The sequence below is a fragment of the Streptomyces sp. NPDC005485 genome (assembly GCF_040606085.1).
In the GTDB taxonomy this organism is placed as follows: Bacteria; Actinomycetota; Actinomycetes; order Streptomycetales; family Streptomycetaceae; genus Streptomyces.
This window is the reverse complement of sequence record NZ_JBEXDZ010000005.1, coordinates 34,536-52,551: the sequence shown is the minus strand read 5'-3', so window position 1 is coordinate 52,551 and position 18,016 is coordinate 34,536. Positions and strand designations below refer to the sequence as shown.

The window sequence follows — 18,016 nt, the reverse complement described above, 5'->3', positions numbered from 1 at the left end:
GTCCTGGCTAACGAGCCCCGGGCGTGACGGAAACCCCGTGTGCAGAAAATTGCTGCAACCCACCCGAATGAACGGCGTGTCGCATTCTCATATAAAACAGCCGTCGTGCCGACCGGAAAGGTCGGCACGACGGCGGAATACCGCGAAACCCGTGGCTCAGGAAGGCAGCAGCCCCGAAGTCGGGAGGCTGGAGGTCGGCAGCGCACCCGTCGGCAGCGCGGGCAGTGCGGGCAGCCCGGGCAGGTTCGGCACGGGCAGGCCGCCGCCGAGCACCACGGCCACGACGACGTTGACGAGGCCCGTCACCACGGCGGTGGCCGCGGGCACCAACTGCGTGGGGTCGCCGGAGGTGACGGCCTTGAGCAGCGTGTCGACCGACTTCTGCAGAGCCGCGAGCGCGTCGCCCTTGAGGTCCGCCGGCGCGGCGGCTCGCGGCGCCTTGCCGTCCTCGCTCGCGGCGTCGCGCTCCGCGCTCTTGAGCCCGGGCAGGGCGGGCAGCGCGGGAGCAGCCGGCAGCGTCGGCGTGGCCGGGAGGGCCGAGGTGGCGGGGGTCGTGGACGTGGTCGACGTGCCGGGAGTCTGCGGGAGTGCGACCGGCGGCGTTACCGGTGCCGCCGCGGTGACCTTGGCGATCGCATCCTTCACCGCCTGGCCCAGTTGGGTCGCCTGGTCGGCGGAGAGCTGTCCGTTGTCCGCCTTGAGGGCGGCGTTGAGCAGGTCGGTGACCGGGGTCAGCACGGCGCCGATGTTGCCCAGCGACTGCACCTGCGCCAGAAGCGCGTCCGCGCCGGGGACGGGCGCCGCCGCATGAGTGCGGGCGCGCGTCGAGTCACTGTCCGCTGCCATGGCGGCTGGTCCGGCGATGCCGAGCAGGAGCGAGGCACAGAGAGCGGAGGACGCGAGGCGCCGTACGGGCAGAACACGCATGGATGTTCCCTTCGATGATTGCATCGGATCTTGTGCTCACCGTGAAAGCGGTCATCGCCGCCTGCAACCGATCAACTGCTCCGCGTAGCGGCCCGGCGCCCCTACCACTCGCGTCGTCGCTGGTGAGGAGCCATGCCCGGACATGGAACCCGCTTCCACCATTCAGGGCAACGCGGGCCGGCCGCCCACCCCGAGGGGAGGACGGCCGGCAGAAGGGTCCGCGCTGACGTCAGTCGTTGACGCAGGTGTTGCCGAACGCGGGGTTCAGCAGACCGATCACGTTGACGGTGTTGCCGCAGACGTTGACCGGGACGTGGATCGGAACCTGCAGGACGTTGCCCGACAGGACGCCCGGGGAGTGGGCGGCGACGCCGTGTGCGTCGCTGTCGGCGGCGGCGATGCCGGCGGTGCCCGCCACGGCGGCTGCGGCAACGGAGGTCAGGGCCAGGCCCTTCGCGATACGCGACATGGAGAAGTGCTCCTTGGATTGGTCACAAACATCCGGGCGGGGATGCCCGGCGCTGAATCAACGCGCGGCGCGCGCTGGGGTTGTGCCTCCGTTTGAGTGATGTCGGAAAAGGCAGGCTTCACCATTCCGACACACTTGCAGGGTTTCACCGACGAATACCGATAGAGGCTAGAGTTGCCCTCCTCCTGAGGCCGCTTGGAAACAGGCGTAAAGACGTGGGAGCTCAACGCGGCACAAATGTGATTAACACATTGATGTCAATCCGCTGGTCCAGAACCTTTTCCCACCGAAAGGGCAACGCCGGTCATGCGTATTTCCCCGGGTCTCCTGCTGCGCCGTGTGACGGTGGGCTGCTCCGCTCTGGCCACCCTCTGGGCGCCGGGCTGCGCCGTGGCGGCCGCTGCGCCTTCCCCGCCCGCCGCACAGGCGGACAGCCTCGCGTTCACGCAGCGGTACGCCGCGCTGCAGCACGGCGGGATCGTCCGGGCGGCCAACACGTCGATCAGCTGCCGTACGCCCCTCGCGCCCGTAGGGACACCCGCCCCCGACCCGGACGCCTCCGATGCGGCCGTCGCCCGTACGTATCTCGCCGAGACAGCCGCAACAGCCGAGGCGACCGACACGACTGCCACCCGCGCAGCCGCGCCCTCGTGTTCTACCGCGCGCGAGGGGAGGGCTGCCGCGAACAACGACTTCGACATGTTCTACGTCGACGTCGACGACGACCCGAACACCTACAACTCCAGCCGTGCGGAGGTGCGTCTGCCGGAGGGGGCGCACGTCACGTACGCGCGGCTGTACTGGGGCGGCAATCTCCGGGTGGGTGAGCAGAAGCCGCCGAAGGACAACGGGCGGGTGCTCATCGCGGAGCCCGGCGGCCAGTACAAGGCCGTGCTCGCGGACACCGTCGTCGGGCACCGGGTGGCCCGTGGCGCGGACGCGTTCCAGGCCTCGGCGGACGTCACCAAGCTGGTGCGGGGCAGTGAATCGGGCCTCTACACGGTCGCGCAGGTCAATGTGGCGATGGGCAGGTCGACCCCGGGGGCCTGGGGCGGCTGGACGCTGATGGTGGCGTACGAGAAGGAGTCGGAGCCGCTGCGACGGCTGGCGATGTGGGACGGCTTCGACACGCTCGGCCCGGGCGAGGACCAGGTGATCCGGCTGCGCGGACTGCCGTTCCCGAAGGGGGCCCGCGGGCGTGCCGGACTGGTCGCGTACGACGGCGACCGCGGACAGAGCGGCGACTCCCTGACGGTGTCGACCGGCGAGCGCGGCCCCACGACCACCCTGGGCGACACGGCCAACCCCCTTGACGACGTACTGAATTCGACGATCAGCGAGCCGGGCCCGGCGGCGATGGCGCGGGTGCCCGCCTACGCGAACACGCTCGGCTACGACTCCGACGTCCTCGACCTGGACAAGGCGCTGCGCCGCGGCGGGGACGGGCTGGTCTTCCGGCTCTCCTCGCGGCGGGACGCCGCCTGGGTCGGGGCGCTGTTCGCCGCCGTCGACGCGAAGCAGTGACGGGCGCCCGCCGGCGCCGGCCCTTAGCCGAGGAACCGCGCATGCAACAGTCCCCGACCGACGCTTCGTCGCGGGTCCTGCACATCACCCAGCCGGTCGACGGCGGTGTCGCCCGGGTCGTCACCGACCTGGTGAAGGCACAGCTCGCCGCCGGAATCCACGTCACCGTCGCCTGCTCGGACGACAGCCGCCTCGCGGACACGCTCCGGGCGCTCGGCGGCGACGTACTGCACTGGTCGGCCGCCCGTTCGCCCGGACCACTGCTGCCTCAGGAGGTACGGCGGCTCGCGCGCGTGGTCGCCGCGGCGCGGCCGGACGTGCTGCACGCGCACAGTGCGAAGGCCGGGCTCGCCGCCCGGCTCGCCGTGCGCGGGCGCATTCCGACCGTGTTCCAGCCGCACGCCTGGTCGTTCGAGGCGGTCGGCGGGAGCCTGGCCGCGCTCGCGCTGAGGTGGGAGCGGTGGGGGGCGCGTTGGGCCTCCCGGGTGGTGTGCGTGAGCGAGGCCGAGCGCGGGACCGGGCAGCGGGCCGGGGTCGCCGCCCGGTGGAGTGTCATCCCCAACGGGGTCGACCTGGAGCGTTTCCACCCCGCGGCCGTGGACACCGTACGGGCCGGGATTCCGCTGCTCGCGGGAGCGGGTGTGGATCCGGCGGCTCCGCTTGTCGTCTGCGTGGGGCGGTTGTGCCGGCAGAAGGGCCAGGACGTCCTGCTGGAGGCGTGGGGCGAAGTGGTCCGGCGGGTGCCCGGGGCCAGGCTGGTGCTGGTCGGGGACGGGCCGGACGCCCCGCTGCTGCGGGCCCTCGCGCCCGCCGGTTCGGTGCTGTTCGCCGGGGCCGCCGAGGACGCCGTTCCCTGGTACCAGGCCGCCGATCTCGTGGTCCTGCCGTCCCGTTGGGAGGGCATGGCGCTGGCCCCGCTGGAGGCCATGGCCTGCGGGCGGCCGGTGGTGATGACCGACGTGGACGGCGCCTCGGAGAGTCTGCCGACGGCGCTCGCCCCGCGTTGCCTGGTGCCGCCACGGGATCCGGAGTCGCTGGCCCGGGCGATCGCGGACCTGCTGTCCGACCCGCTGCTGCGCGAGTCGCTCGGCCACCAGGGCCGCCGTCACGTCCTGGCCACCCACGACGTCCGGCACATGGCGGACGCGGTGGCGGGCGTGTACCGCGAGCTGCTCGACGCGAAGCGCGCCGAAAGCGTGCGGCGTACCGGGCGGGGGCGGCATGCCGAGACCGCGAAGTCCGTGGAGCACGCCGGGGGCGCCGGGCGCGCCCCCGGCGTGGAACACACCGAGTGCAGGGAGTCCATCCACACGTGACTGCGGAAAGCACCGTTCCCTCCCCGGGCGGACAGCCCCGGGAGTACGGATTCTCGCCCGTCTCGGTCATGCCTGCGCGCGCAGCCGCAGACGGCTTCGGATTCCCCGCCGGCCGGCGGCCCTCCGTGCGGCGTGCCTCGCGGCTGCCGCTGCTCGCCGTGGACGGGAGCGCCGCGCTGCTCACCGGCCTCGCGCTCGCGCAGGTCCAGCGGCACCCGTCGCTCGTCGTCGCGCTGCTGTTCGGCGTGGTCTGTCTGAACGCGCACGCCTCGCTGTACCGCAGCGAGGTGGTGCCCGCGATGCTGGACGAACTGCCCGCGCTCTGCACGCGGATCGCGGTGACCTGGTGCACCCTCGCGGCACTCGTCGCGGCACTCGCCCCGGCCGCCGTGCTGTCCGCCCGCACCCTCGCCGTGGGCTGCGTGCTGCAGTCCGCGGTGAGCTGCGCGGGCCGCGGCACCGTGCACTGGCGGCGCCGCCGAGCCCTCGCCCTGCGCCCCGACACCGCGCTGGTGATCGGCCCCGCCCCGACGGCACAGCGCGTGGCCGCGGCCTTCCTGCGCCATCCGCAGTGCGGCGTACGGCCCGTGGGCATCGTCGCCGACCAGCCGGCCGGGGGTGAGGGACTGCCGGTCCTGACCACCGGCGAGGAAGTCCAGCGGGCGCTGATCCAGAACACCGTGCGGGCCGTGCTCGTCGTGCAGCCGCCCGGTGAACGGGCCCCGCTGCTGCGGGCGTTGGCGGGGGCGGGCTGTGTGCTGTGGGAGATCGACCCGGAGTCGCCGTCGTACGGCACCAGACCTTCGTACGACCGGCGCGGCTGGCAGCTCGCCGGGTTCGCCTGCCGCCGGATCGGGGTCGCCGAGCCGCGCGGCAGCCTCGCCAAGCGGCTGCTGGACGTGGCCGTCTCCGGGACGCTGCTGCTGATGGTCAGTCCGGTGCTGCTGCTGTGCGCGGTGGTGCTGCGGCTGAGCGACGGGCCCGGTGTGGTGTTCCGGCAGGAGCGGATCGGCAAGGACGGGCGGCCCTTCACGCTGCTGAAGTTCCGCACGCACCGCCCGGTCGACGCGCATGAGGCGGCGACCCGGTGGAGCGTGGCCAACGAGCAGGAGATGAGCCGCTTCTGCCAGTTCCTGCGGCGTACGTCGCTGGACGAGCTGCTCCAGCTGTGGAACGTGCTGTGGGGCGACATGAGCCTGGTCGGGCCGCGCCCCGAACGGCCTTATTTCGTCGGCAAGTTCAGTCAGACGTACCCCGGTTACGCGGCCCGCCACCGGATGCAGACCGGCATCACCGGGCTGGCCCAGATCCAGGGGCTGCGCGGTGACACCTCGATCGAGGACCGCTGCCGGTTCGACAACGCATACATCGACAACTGGTCGCTGTGGCAGGACATCTGCATCCTGCTGCGCACGGTCGCCGCGCTCGTGCGTCCGACGGGGAGCTGAGCCGATGAGTCAAGTCCTGCCGCTCACCTCGCCGTTGGGCACCCTGGTCGGCGCGCTGCGACGCGCGCTGCCGGTGCTGCCCGTCGTCGCGGTGATCGCCATGCTCGGTCTGCCCATCGCTCCGGACGGCGAGGGCGGCGCGACCGTCGCCGACGCCGTCTCCGGGCTCGTGGTGGTGTGCTGCGCGGTCCGTCTCGTACGGGAGCGGCGGCGCCCCCTGACCCGTACCGCAGCGGTGGTCATGGGTATGCCCGTGGTCGGCATCGCGATCGCGGCCGTCGGGGCGGCGAGCCCCGGGGCGGGGATCACCGGCCTCGCCCGCTACCTCCAGATCTTCGTGCTGGTGCCGGGCGCCGTGCTGCTGCTGATCCGGGACCGGCGCGACTTCCGGCTGCTCGCCTGGTCGTTCGTGGCCCTGGCGCTGTGGCAGGGGGCGGTCGGGGTGCACCAGTACGTCACCGGGACCGGTGCCTCCTACATGGGTGAGGACATCCGGGCCGTGGGCACGTTCGGGCCGACGGATGTCATGGGGATGGCGACCGTCGTCGCGTTCGGGCTGGTGTGCGCGCTCGCGCTGGCGCTCGGTGCGCTCGGGCCGGTCGCGGCGAGGCAGCGGACCGCCGCGGTGACGTGCTCGCTGCTGCTTCTGCCGCCGCTCGCGCTGTCGTTCAGCCGCGGCGCGTGGATCGCCACGGCCGTGGCGTGCTGCGCGCAGCTGGTGCTGGCGGGGTTGCGGCGGGCGGCGAAGGCGGGGGCGGCCGTGGCCGCCGCGGCCGTGATCCTCGTGGGCGGGCTCGGTGTCGGTACGGCGATGCTCCAGGAGCGGATCGACAGCATCAGCCAAGTCGCGGACGCGCCCGACCAGTCGGTGGTCGACCGGTACACGATGTGGGCCGCGGCCGTCGACATGTGGCGCGACCATCCGCTGACCGGCGTCGGGCTGAAGGCCTTCCCCGACCAGCGCGACGGGCACGCGTCACTGGCCCTCTCCTCCGGCAGCGACATCGGCGGCGCGGGTGCCGCCTACCGCAAGCAGCCGCTGCTCTCCCCGCACAACATGTACCTGCTGGTGCTGAGCGAGCAGGGGTTGATCGGACTGCTCGCCCTCGCGGGGAGCTGGCTGGTCCTGCTGGTGTGCGGGCTGCGGGGGCTGATGCGGGTGCGCCGCGGCTCTTCGGGGGTGCCGAGGTGGCCCGGAACGTCGCCGGAGGCCGCGGGTGCGGCGCACGGTGGGCTCGACTGTGCGCTCGTCGCCTGCGGGCTGCTCGTCTGGCAGCTGATCGACTTCGCGTACGCGGACATCGGCGGGCCCTCGACGGTGCTGACCGCCGTGTGCTTCGGCCTGGTGGCCTGGTGGGCACTGGCGGACCCGGCCTCCGTGGCCTCACCGGGCTCCGCTCCGTCCGGGGAGGCCACGGCCCGATGACGGTGACGCCACCTCGCGTGGCCTACGGCGCGACGGCCGACGGGGGTTCGGTGGTGCCGGGCGACCGGGCCGTGCCGGGCGGCCCGGTCGTCGAGGGCCAGGCGTCGGCCGGCTCGGCACCCGGCGGCTCCCCGGCCGACAGCCCGGCGCCCCGAACCGTGGTGGCGGACCCACCGACCGCCAACGGGCCCACCACCCATGGCACGTTGGCGATGCCCGACCGCTCGACGCCCGGTGGCCCGGTGGCCAACCGCAGGGCATCCGGCGGCCCGGCGGCCAAAAGCACGCCGGCCGGCAGCACCCCTCCCTCCAGCCGTTTCCTCGCCAAGGCGGCCCTGGTCACCGTCGCGCTCTCCATTGCCGGGGCGCTGCTCGGACTCGGGCGTGACCAGGCGCTGGCGCATCTCTTCGGGGCGGGGTCCGAGACGGACGCGTTCCTGGTGGCGTGGACGGTGCCGGAGTTCGCGGCGACGCTGCTGATCGAGGACGGTCTCGCCTTCGTGCTCGTGCCGGCGTTCAGCATGGCCGTGGCCCGGCGCGCACGGGGGGCCGCGGGCGACCCGGTGCGCGCCCTCGTCGCGACGACGCTGCCCCGGCTGTCGCTCGCCTTCCTGGCCTTCGCCGCGCTGCTGATCGCCGGGGCACCGTACCTGGTCGAGGCGCTCGCGCCAGGCCTGCCCGACCCCCAACTCGCCGTGGACTGCACCAGGTTGACGGCGACCTGCGTGCTGAGCTTCGGGCTCGCCGGGTACTGCAGCGCGGCGCTGCGTGCGCACCGGCGGTTCGTGGCGCCCGCGGCGATCTACGTGGCGTACAACATCGGCATCATCACGGCGATGTTCGTCCTCGGCGGCCACTGGGGCGTGCGGTCGGCGGCGCTCGGGGTCGCGGTGGGCGGTGCGCTCATGGTGGCGGCACAAGTGCCTTCGCTGTGGCGGCAGTTGAGGCGCCCTGACGGCAGCACGGCGCCGGTGGAGGCGGCGGACCAGCGCCCGATGGACCTCACGCTCATCGCCACGGTCCTGCTCTTCGCGCTCACCCGCCAGTCCCAGGTCCTCGTCGAACGTTTCCTCGCCTCCTCCCTCCCCTCCGGGGCCATCTCGCATCTGAACTACGCGCAGAAGGTCGCCCAGATGCCGATGGTGCTCTCGCTGATGCTGTGCACCGTCACCTTCCCGGTGGTGGCGCAGGCGGTCGCCGAGGGCGACACCGAGCGCGCCCGCGACCGCGTGGAGCGCGATCTGACGCTGGTCTCCTGCACGGTGCTGCTCGGTGCGGCGGTGGTTGTCGCGTGTGCGCCCCAGATGATCCAACTGCTGTTCCAGCGGGGCGCGTTCACGGCCCAGGACACCGCTGCGACCGCGGCCGTCATGCGGGTGTACGCGCTCGGGCTGCTGGGCCACACCCTGGTGGGCGCCCTCGCGCGCTCGTACTTCTCGGGCGGGCGGCCCACCTGGTACCCGCTGTTCGCGATGGCCGCCGGGATCATCGTGACGTCCTGGCTCGGCGCGTGGACCGTCGGCTCCTGGGGGGTGTGCGGGATCGCCGCGGCCAACGCCACCGGGATCACGCTCAGCGCCCTGCTCCTGCTGCGCGGCATGGGCCCGCGCAGCATCCCGATCCGTACGCGCCGGGTGGTCGCCGAGATCGGCAAACCGGTGCGGGCGGCGGTGGTCGCCGCCGCCGTGGGGGCGTTCTGCGCGAGCCGCGTGGACTCCCCCGTGCTCGGCCTCGTCGTCGGCGGCACGCTCGTGACCGTCGTGTTCGCCCTGCTGGCCTGGGCCCTGCGGGTCCAGGGCTTCGCACCCGCCGTTCGTTCCGTCGCAGGAAGGCTGCCGCATGTCCGTTTCCGCTGACAGCGCCACGGCGCGCACCGCACGCCCCACCCACACCCACAGACGCCCCGGCACACTCCCGTGGGTGGCGATGTACCACTCCGTGGGCGACTGCTCCGACGACCCCTACCGCATCACGGTCTCGCCCGACCGCCTCGACCAGCAGCTGGGCTGGCTGCGCCGCCGGGGTCTGCGCGGCGTCGGCATGACCGAGCTGCTCGCGGCGCGCGCCCGCGGTGCGGGCCAGGACCTGGTGGGTCTGACCTTCGACGACGGGTACGCCGATTTCGTGACGGCGGCCCTTCCGGTGCTGCGCCGCTGGGAGTGCGGCGCCACCCTGTTCGTGCTCCCGGGCAGGCTGGGCGGCGAGAACGCCTGGGATCCACTGGGTCCGCGCAAGCCGCTTCTCGACAAGCAGGGCATCCGGCTGGCGGCCGCGACGGAGGGCATCGAGGTCGGCTCGCACGGGCTGACGCATGTGGACCTGACGGAGGCGGACGACACCGTTCTGCACGCCGAGATCGCTGAGAGCAGAGCAGTGCTCTCGAAGTTGATCGGCGCTCGCATCAACGGCTTCTGCTACCCGTACGGCACCCTCGACCAGCGGATCGTCGACGCCGTACGGGACGCCGGATACACGTACGCCTGCGCGATCGACCCCGGTGCGCTGACCGGCCCGCACGCCCTCCCCCGCGTCCACATCGGCGAGAACGACACCGCCGTACGCCTGCTGCTCAAGCAACGTCTGCACCGCCTGCGCCGCCGCCCCGTCGAGGGGATCTGACGTGAAGGCCCTGCACATCATCACCGGCCTCGGTGTGGGCGGCGCCGAACAGCAACTGCGCCTGCTGCTGCGCCACCTGCCCGTCGACTGCGACGTGGTGACGCTCACCAACCCGGGCCCGGTCGCCGCCGGTCTCGCCGACGACGGTGTCCGCGTCTTCGACCTCGGCATGACCGGCAACCGCGACCTCTCCGCCCTCCCCCGTCTGGTGAAGCTGATCCGCGCGGGCCACTACGACCTCGTGCACACGCACCTCTACCGGGCCTGCGTATACGGCCGGATCGCCGCCCGCCTCGCGGGAGTTCGCGCCGTCGTCGCCACCGAGCACTCGCTCGGCGACTCACAGATGGAGGGGCGCGCGCTGAGCAGGGGAGTCCGCGCGCTCTACCTCGCCAGCGAGCGCCTGGGCCGGTCGACCGTCGCCGTCTCGCCCACGGTCGCCGACCGGCTGCGCCGCTGGGGCGTGCCCGCACCGCGCATCGAGATCGTGCCCAACGGCATCGACGTGGCCCGCTTCCGCTTCGACCCGCTGCTGCGCGAGCGCACCCGGCGGCGGCTCGGGCTGCCGGAGGGCGCATACGTCGTCGGCGGCGTCGGCCGGCTGACGTCGGGCAAACGCTTCGACACCCTGATCCGCGCACTGGCCGAACTGCCCGGTGACGTATGGCTGTTGCTGGTCGGCGGCGGCGCCGAGGAGAGCGTCCTGCGGCGTACGGCGCACGAGGCGGGGGTCGCGGACCGGGTGCTGTTCACCGGCGAGCGCCCCGCCGACGGCTCACCCGGCGCCGATCTGCCGTCGCTGATAACGGCCATGGACGTCGTCGCCTCGCCCTCCGCCGAGGAGGCCTTCGGCCTCGCGGTCGTGGAGGCGATGGCCGCCGGACTGCCCGTGCTCTACGTCTCCTGCCCGGCGGTCGAGGACCTGCCGCCCAGCGCCGCCCCCCGCACCCTCCGCGTCCAGGGCGGCGCGGACTCGTTCACCCGCGCCCTCCTGAAGGTCCGCGCCGAGGGCCCCGGCTCCCGCGCCGTACCGGACGCCGCCCGCCACTACAGCATCACCCGCAGCGCCGCACAGCTCATGGACGTGTACGCGGCCGCGGCCTCCCGCTCTTCTCTGTCAGCTCTGGGAGTGAGTTCCTCATGACCGAAAACCCCACCCGCCAGCACGGTCCGGCCCGACCGGCAGGAGGACCCCTCGCCCGCGCGAAGGCCCTGCCGCCCTGGACCCTGCTCGCCGCCGGCGCCGTCCTCGGTGGCCTGCTCGGCGGCTCGTACGGTGTGTTGAAGCCCCCGCAGTACACGGCCACCAGCTACGTCATCGCCGTACCGACCACGAAGTCGGACACGGCGTCGGCGCTCGGCTTCGCCCAGGCGTACGGGCGGGTGGCCACCCAGCTCGCGGTGCTCGGGGACGCGCAGGTCTGGGCCGGCGTGCCGGTGAAGACGCTTCAGCGCAGCGTGCAGACCGCGACCTCCCCGGACGCCCCGATGGTCGCCGTCTCCGCCACCTCCTCGCGCCCCGACGTCGCCGCCGACATGGCCAACGCCGTCTCCCGCGCGCTGACCCAGCACGCCCAGGACAGCCAGGACAGCACGCACGTCGAACTCGTCTCCTTCTCCCGTGCCGTCAAGCCCACCGAGGCGTCCTCGGCGCCGCCGACCGTGACGGGCCTGGTGGGCGCGAGTGCGGGCGGGCTGCTCGGCGGACTGGTGCTCCTGGTCCGCCCGCGTCGCACAGCGGAGTCCGCCCGCGCGGCGTCCGTGCCGGGCCCGGCGATGGCCGCCGACGTCCACGGGCAGCTGTGAGCGGCACACTGCGCGCCGAACTCTGCACGGACGAACGGGAGTTCGCCGAACTGGCCGCACCCTGGGGCCGGCTGTACCGCCGGTGCGGTGCGGCCACGCCGTTCCAGAGCCACGCCTGGCTGCACTCCTGGTGGCTCTCCTACGGCGCGCCCGGCCGGCTTCGTCTGGTGCTCGTCCGCGACAGCGACGGCGAACTCCGCGCGGCCGCCCCCCTCATGCGGGTACGCCGCCCGCTGCCCGCGCTCGTCCCGCTCGGCGGGGCCATCTCCGACTACGCGGACGTACTCCTCGACGACGAGGACGACGAGCGTGCCGACCGGGCCGCGACGACCCTCGCCGAGGGCCTCGCCGCGGCCGCCCGCACCGCGCTGATCGACTTCCGCGAGGTGCGGCCCGGCGGGGCGGCGGAGCGGATCTACGAGCGCTGGCGCGGGCCCCGCCGCCGGGTGCGCGACTCGCTCTGCCTGGAGTTGCCCGCCACCTCCATGGACGAACTGGTGGGCAGGCTCCCGTCGGCCAAGGCCCAGCGGGTGCGCGCCAAGCTGCGCAAGCTCAGCGCGCTCGGGGTCGAGCAGCGCGTCGTAGGCCATGACGAGGTGGACGCGGCGCTGCGGCGGCTGCTGGAACTGCACCAACTGCAGTGGCAGGGCCGCAAGGTGACCTCCGAGCACCTTCAGGACCGGTTCTGCGAGCACCTGGTCCGCTCGGTGGGCCCGATGGTGCGCTCCGGCGACGCGGTGGTCACCGAGTTCCGGCTCGACGACACCGTGATGGCCGTGGACCTCACGCTGCTGTCGCGGCGTCTGGCGGGCGGCTATCTGTACGGTGCCCATCCGCAGTTGCGCGAGCGGAAGGCGGACGTCGCGGTGATGCTGCTGGACGCCTGCGCCCGGCACACCGAGGCGGGCGGCCGTGGCGCGCTGAGCCTGCTGCGCGGCGACGAGCCGTACAAGCACCACTGGCGCCCCGAGCCCGTCGTCAACCAGCGGCTGCTGCTGGCCCGGCGGCGTACGGCGCCGCTGATGTCGGCGGTCGTCTGCGATGTCGTCGCCCGCAACCGGGGCAAGGAACTCCTGCGCAGTTGGAGGGAACGGGAACGCGGTGGCGCCGGACCGTGAACGGCCCGCCGCCACCGCGCTCAGCCGGCCGTCACCGGTTGCGCGACCACCAGTCGAACCGCAGGCACAGCTTCCCGCCGAGCCAGTACTCGACCCAGTCGCCCAGCTCGATGGGCGAACAACTGGGCGGCCGCACCGGTGTGGTGGGCGAGGGCACCGGCGTAGTCGGGACCGGAGTGGTCGGGACCGGGGTCGTGGGCACCGGCGTCGTCGGGACCGGTGTCGTCGGCACGGGCGTGGGGTCGAGTCGGCCGGAGAGCATCGAGCGGTAGACCTGGGACGCCCTGGGGTTGTCCTCGCACTGCCAGACGCCGTGCGGGCAGTAGTCGGTGAGCGTGTTGTACAGCGGCTTCTGCTCGTCCATCCACGCGAGCATGCGCTTCATGTACGTCTCGTTGTCTCCGTTGCGAAAGAGGCCCCATTCAGGATAGGAAATGGGCTTGCCGTGGGATTTGGCGAAGTCCACCTGCGCCTGAAGGCCGTACGGCTCCTTCACCTGTTCGTCGAATGAAAGCCCGCTCGGCTGGTCGTACGAATCCATGCCGACGATGTCGACCGTGGCATCCCCCGGATAACACTGCGTCCAGGGAACGGCGTCCAGGCCGCGGTTCGGAGCGAAGTCGAACCGGAATTTCTGGCCCGGCACCGAACGCATGGTGGTGACGATTCTGTTCCAGTACTTCTTCCAGGCCTCCGGGTCCGGCCCGCACCGATGGGTGTACGTGTTGCCGTTCATTTCCCAGCCGAGCACGATGACGGTGTCCGGCACCTTCAGCTCGACGAGCCGCTCGGCGAGCGCCTTGAAGTGGTGGTCGAACTCACCGGCCGCCGCCCGGCCCAGCAGCGCGCGGACCTCCCAGTCGGAGACGCCCTCCTCGTTGCGCTCCATCATCGGCACGTTGAGGACGAGCATCCGGTCGTCCCGCTCGCGCCGCCAGTCCGCCCAGACGTCGAGGAAGCCGTGCGCGCCCTCGATATTGCTCCAGCGGTCGCCCGGCAGATACGTGTGGCCCACGCGCAGATCGCTGCCGCCCAGCCAGTCGCTCAGCTCGGCGATCCGGGCCACACCGCGGGCGCCGTAGTCGAGGTAGGCGCCGAAGGCGGGCACGTAGGCGGCCGGTTTCGGCTCCTCGGTGCTCGGCGCGGGCGGCGTGGTCGTCGGCGTCGGGGTCAGCGGCGGTGTCAGGGTCGGCGGCGTTGCGGTCGGCGCCGGCGGTGCCACCACGGGGGCGGCCGGAGACGGTGCCGGCGGTGCCACCGACGTGGGCGTCGGCGCCGGAGGATCGGCGACGCGCACCACCTCGGCGCCCATGGCGTATCCCGGCGCCGACGTCAGGACGAGCGTCGCGACGACCGCCGCCGCGACGCACACCGGCCGCCGGGACCGGGGCCGTTGCTGCTGTGGGGCCATGCCTGCTCCTCTCTCCGCTCCGGACCGATTCTTCTCCGCGTTTCCGGTCACGCTTTTCCACCTACTGACACTCAGTCATAAGAATGCGGAATCCGCCAACCGAGGCTCCGGCCTTTGAGTGTTCCGATCACCCGCACGGGTGACCGAGCCGAAGGAAATTGTCCGTGCCGTTTCTCGACACCCGCGTCCCCGCCGTGCTTGTGCGGATCGACCGGAACCCCTTTCACCACGGAACCCTGGGAGCCGTACGCTCACTCGGCCGAGCGGGCGTGGAGGTGCATGTCGTCGCCGATTCCACGGGAAGTCCCGTACGGCGATCCCGATTTGTCTCCGAGATGCATCCCCCGCCGCGACCCAATGCATCCGCACCGGAAATCGCCGGTGTGCTGCGCCGGGTGGCCGCGCGCGTGTCCCGACCCGCCGTGCTGATCCCCATGGACGACGCCAGTGCCGTCGCGGTGGGCCGAATGCGCGACGAACTGATGCCCGGTTACCTGCTGCCGCAGCAGCCCGGCGCCCTCGCCGAACGCGTCGCCGACAAGGCGCAACTCGCCGCCCTGTGCGAGCACGTCGGCATCCCGCACCCGGTGACGCTGGTGCCCGAGAGCGCGGCGCAGGCGGCCGCGGCCGCATGGCGGCTGGGCCTGCCGGTGGTCGCGAAATGGAGCCGCCCGTGGCTGGTGCCGGCCGGATCGGGGCTGCGCAGCACGGTGGTCGTCAACTCGGCGCAGGAGGCCCAGGCGCTGTACCTGCGCTCGGCGGAGGCGGGCAGCCGGCTGCTGCTGCAGGCGTTCCTGCCGCCGGGGCCCGACCTCGACTGGTTCTTCCACGGGTACGCCGACCGGTCCGGGACGGTGCGCGGCGGCGGTCCGGGACGCAAGCAGCGGGCCTGGCCGCGCACCGCCGGGCTGACCGCGGTCGGCCGCTGGACCCCCAACCCGCAGGTGCAGGCGCTCGCCGAGCGGCTCACCGGGGCGCTGGGCTACCGCGGCATCCTGGACCTCGACTTCCGCCGGGACAGCGCGACGGGCCGCTACCACCTGCTCGACTTCAACCCCCGGCCGGGCGCCCAGTTCCGGCTCTTCGCCGACGCCTGCGACGTGGACGTCGTACGCGCCCAGCACCTCGACCTGACCCACCGTCCGCTGCCACCACCGGCGCCCTTGCCGGGCCGGGCCTTCGTGGTGGAGAACTACGCCCCGCTCAGCGCGCTGCGCTGCCGCCCCGGCAAGCGCGAACTGGCCTGGTACGCCCGCGACGACCGCGCGCCCGGCCTCGCGATGTGGGCGCTGTGGTGCCGCCATGTGGCACTGCGCCTGCTGGACCGCCTGCGCCGTTCCGCGCCCGCCCCGGCGAGCGTGCGGATCGGGCGGCAGGCGGGCCCCCCGAGTTCCGTGACCGACAACGAGAAAGCGAGCCGTTGCTGATGTACGACCTGCTGGTGGTGGGAGCCGGCCCCTACGGCCTGTCCATCGCGTCCCATGCCGCCGCGGCCGGCCTGAGGCTGCGCGTCATGGGGCGCCCCATGGCGTCCTGGCGCGACCACATGCCCCGCGGCATGTTCCTGAAGTCGGAGCCCTGGGCGTCGAACCTCTCGGACCCCGAACGCCTGCGGCGCCTCGACGTGTACTGCGCGGAGCAGGGCGTCGACGCCCTGCACGGCGAGCCGATCCCGGTCGAGATGTTCGCCGCGTACGGGCTGTGGTTCGCCCGCCACGCCGTACCGGCGGTGGACGAGCGCACGGTGACGCGCGTTCAGCCCTGCCTCGGGGGCTTCGAGGCGGTCACCGAGGACGGCGAGGTGCTGCGCGCCAGGACTGTCGCGCTGGCCGTCGGGGTCATGCCCTTCGTCGAGGTGCCCGCCGCCCTGCGCGACCTCGGCCCCTCCCACGTCTCGCACAGCAGCCACCACGGCGACCTCACCCGCTTCCGGGGCAAGGACGTCACGGTGGTCGGCGGCGGCCAGGCCGCGCTGGAGACGGCGGCACTCCTCGCCGAACAGGGCACCCGCGTCCGGGTGCTGGCCCGCGCCGGGCAGCTGAACTGGAACGACCTGCCACCGGCCTGGGAACGCCCCTGGTGGCAGTCGGCCCGCGCCCCGCACAGCGGTCTGGGCTGCGGCTGGCGCAACTGGTTCTACGCCGAGCGCCCCGGCCTCTTCCACCGCCTCCCCGAACCCACCCGCACCCGGATCGCGGCCACCGCCCTCGGCCCGGCGGGCGCCTGGTGGGTGCGCGACCGGGTGGAACCGTCCGTCGAGGTGCTGCTCGGACACGAGATCGCGGCGGCCTACGCCTCGGGCGGCGGCGTACGGCTGGAGGCGGTGAACCGGGGCGGCGGACTGACGTCGCTGGAGACCGAACACGTCATCGCGGCCACGGGGTTCAGGCCGAGCTGCGAACGGCTCGGGCTGCTCGCCGAGGAACTGCGCAGGGGGCTCGTGGCGGAGGCCGACGGTTCGCCGCGGGTGGGCCGGGGGTTCGAGTCCTCGTGGCCCGGGCTGTTCATGGCGGGCCTGGTGACGGCGTCCGGCTTCGGCCCGGCCATGCGTTTCGTGCACGGAGCCTCGTTCACGGCGGGAACGCTCGTGCGGGGCGTACGACGACGGCTGCACGCGAGCCCGGCGAGCGGGCGGATTCCGGCGCCCGGGGACGGGAAGGGGCGCGATCGCGCGGCGCTGGACACGGCGCGCCGCTGACGAGGGCTTGGGTGCCGGACGCTGGCGTCCGGCACCCGGAGCGGTGCCTCTGCTTACGGAACTGCTTCGTCACTGCTCACGGCACTGCTTGCTGCACTAATTACGGGACGCGGCTCGGCCCCGTCGGTACAGCAGCGTGCCGCCCGCGAGCAGGGCGGCGCTGGCGGCCGAGGTCGCCAGCATGCCTTCGCTGCCGGTGTGGGGCAGCGTGGGGGGCGTACCGGGAGGGGTGCCCGGCGGGGTGCCGGGAGGTGTCCCTGGCGGGGTGCCCGGGGGTGTACCGGGAGGCGTACCTGGCGGAGTACCGGGCGGGGTGCCGGGAGGGCCCGGAGGTGACCCGGGCGGCGTGCCCGGAGGCGTCGTCGGGGGTGTGTCCCCGTAGCCTCCCGGGGTGTCCCCGTAACCTCCGTGCGATCCTCCGGGGCCTCCGTGCGTGCCCCCGTGACCACCATGGCCGCCGTGGGTCCCGTGACCACCATGGCCGCCGTGGGTCCCGTGACCGCCGTGACCTCCATGGCCCCCCTGGCCGCCGTGGGCCCCGTGACCGCCATGCGGCTTCTCGCCCGCGCACTCGTTGCCGAACACGGGGTTGAGGGCGCTGATCACGTCCGCTGTGTTGCCGCACGCGTTGACCGGGACGTCCACCGGCGCCTGGGCGTTGTCTCCCGACCCGACGCCGGGCGAACCGTGCGTCTCACCGTGCGCCGAGGAGCCGGAACCGCCATGGCCCGGCGAGCCGCCGTACCCGGAACCGTAACCCGACCCGTAGTCCGAGCCGTAGTCCGAGCCGTAACCCGACCCATGGTCCGAGCCGTAGCCGGAGCCGTACCCGCCCCAGTCGTCGGAGTCGTCGGAGCCGTAGCCCGGCGAGCTCTCGTGGTGGGAGGAGTGGTGCGGCGCACCGTGCGACCCGTGCCGGTCGGACTCGTGGGCGCAGGAGTTCCCGAAGGCCGGGTTGAGCGCGGCGGCCACGTCGACGGAGTTGCCGCACGCGTTCACCGGCACACTCACCGGGACCTCGACGTTGTTGCCCGACGCGACGCCGGGCGAGTCCGAGGCGCCGGCGACCGCGTGCGAGTCGGCGAGGGCGGGGGTGGCGTACAGAGAGAGGATGCTCGTCGCGGCCGCGGCCACGACCATTCCCTTGCTCAGGGTCTGTCGCAATCTCGTTGTCTTCCTACTTGAAGAAGTTGGAAAAGCCGGCCTTGGAACCGAAAGTGCGTTCCAAGGCCGGCTTTTGACTCAGCCGAGACG

Annotated in this window: 15 protein-coding genes; 11 read left to right on the top strand and 4 right to left on the bottom strand. The window is 73.1% G+C overall.

Annotated features, from left to right (window positions below):
* Positions 1–156: 156 nt before the first annotated feature.
* Both ABZS97_RS03555 and ABZS97_RS03550 read right to left on the bottom strand, forming a co-directional pair.
* Complete coding sequence (locus tag ABZS97_RS03555) at positions 157–927, bottom strand: hypothetical protein (protein ID WP_356133050.1); 771 nt, start codon at positions 925–927, stop codon at positions 157–159.
* Positions 928–1,156: 229 nt separating this feature from the next.
* Positions 1,157–1,396 carry a chaplin gene (locus tag ABZS97_RS03550; RefSeq protein WP_356133048.1) on the bottom strand — a complete coding sequence of 80 codons (240 nt, stop codon included), beginning with the start codon at positions 1,394–1,396 and terminating at the stop codon, positions 1,157–1,159.
* 306 nt (positions 1,397–1,702) lie between these two features.
* Here ABZS97_RS03550 and ABZS97_RS03545 point away from each other — a divergent pair, with 306 nt between their 5' ends.
* The 9 genes from ABZS97_RS03545 (at position 1,703) to ABZS97_RS03505 (ending at position 12,653) form a co-directional block, all read left to right on the top strand.
* Positions 1,703–2,920, top strand: coding sequence for a DUF3344 domain-containing protein (locus ABZS97_RS03545; protein ID WP_356133046.1), 1,218 nt, complete (start codon positions 1,703–1,705; stop codon positions 2,918–2,920).
* A 41-nt stretch (positions 2,921–2,961) separates the two neighbouring features.
* The gene (locus ABZS97_RS03540) at positions 2,962–4,236 is read left to right on the top strand and encodes a glycosyltransferase family 4 protein (protein WP_356133044.1); all 1,275 of its coding nucleotides are present in this window, start codon (positions 2,962–2,964) and stop codon (positions 4,234–4,236) included.
* Positions 4,233–5,684, top strand: coding sequence for a sugar transferase (locus tag ABZS97_RS03535; protein WP_356133042.1), 1,452 nt, complete (start codon positions 4,233–4,235; stop codon positions 5,682–5,684). The genes ABZS97_RS03540 and ABZS97_RS03535 overlap by 4 nt, the downstream gene beginning before the upstream one ends.
* Before the next feature lie 100 nt (positions 5,685–5,784).
* The gene (locus tag ABZS97_RS03530; RefSeq protein ID WP_356133169.1) at positions 5,785–7,110 is read left to right on the top strand and encodes an O-antigen ligase family protein; all 1,326 of its coding nucleotides are present in this window, start codon (positions 5,785–5,787) and stop codon (positions 7,108–7,110) included.
* A complete protein-coding gene (locus ABZS97_RS03525) occupies positions 7,107–8,966 on the top strand; it encodes a lipid II flippase MurJ (protein ID WP_356133040.1) in 1,860 nt (619 codons plus the stop codon). Before ABZS97_RS03530 ends, ABZS97_RS03525 begins: the two co-directional genes overlap by 4 nt.
* A gap of 70 nt (positions 8,967–9,036) precedes the next feature.
* The gene (locus ABZS97_RS03520; protein WP_356133167.1) at positions 9,037–9,729 is read left to right on the top strand and encodes a polysaccharide deacetylase family protein; all 693 of its coding nucleotides are present in this window, start codon (positions 9,037–9,039) and stop codon (positions 9,727–9,729) included.
* Position 9,730: 1 nt separating this feature from the next.
* Positions 9,731–10,873: a glycosyltransferase gene (locus tag ABZS97_RS03515; RefSeq protein WP_356133038.1), complete on the top strand. Its 1,143-nt coding sequence runs from the start codon at positions 9,731–9,733 to the stop codon at positions 10,871–10,873.
* Positions 10,870–11,535, top strand: coding sequence for a lipopolysaccharide biosynthesis protein (locus ABZS97_RS03510; protein ID WP_356133036.1), 666 nt, complete (start codon positions 10,870–10,872; stop codon positions 11,533–11,535). Before ABZS97_RS03515 ends, ABZS97_RS03510 begins: the two co-directional genes overlap by 4 nt.
* Positions 11,532–12,653, top strand: coding sequence for a GNAT family N-acetyltransferase (locus ABZS97_RS03505; RefSeq protein ID WP_356133034.1), 1,122 nt, complete (start codon positions 11,532–11,534; stop codon positions 12,651–12,653). Before ABZS97_RS03510 ends, ABZS97_RS03505 begins: the two co-directional genes overlap by 4 nt.
* A 31-nt stretch (positions 12,654–12,684) precedes the next feature.
* Here ABZS97_RS03505 and ABZS97_RS03500 read toward each other — a convergent pair whose 3' ends face one another.
* A complete protein-coding gene (locus ABZS97_RS03500; protein WP_356133032.1) occupies positions 12,685–14,064 on the bottom strand; it encodes a glycosyl hydrolase in 1,380 nt (459 codons plus the stop codon).
* Between the two features lie 164 nt (positions 14,065–14,228).
* On the opposite strand from ABZS97_RS03500, the gene ABZS97_RS03495 reads away from it, so the two are divergent.
* Complete coding sequence (locus ABZS97_RS03495) at positions 14,229–15,491, top strand: ATP-grasp domain-containing protein (protein WP_356133030.1); 1,263 nt, start codon at positions 14,229–14,231, stop codon at positions 15,489–15,491.
* Positions 15,491–16,762 carry an NAD(P)-binding domain-containing protein gene (locus ABZS97_RS03490; protein ID WP_356133165.1) on the top strand — a complete coding sequence of 424 codons (1,272 nt, stop codon included), beginning with the start codon at positions 15,491–15,493 and terminating at the stop codon, positions 16,760–16,762. Before ABZS97_RS03495 ends, ABZS97_RS03490 begins: the two co-directional genes overlap by 1 nt.
* A 96-nt stretch (positions 16,763–16,858) precedes the next feature.
* Here ABZS97_RS03490 and ABZS97_RS03485 read toward each other — a convergent pair whose 3' ends face one another.
* A complete protein-coding gene (locus tag ABZS97_RS03485) occupies positions 16,859–17,926 on the bottom strand; it encodes a chaplin (RefSeq protein WP_356133028.1) in 1,068 nt (355 codons plus the stop codon).
* Between the last annotated feature and the right edge of the window lie 90 nt (positions 17,927–18,016).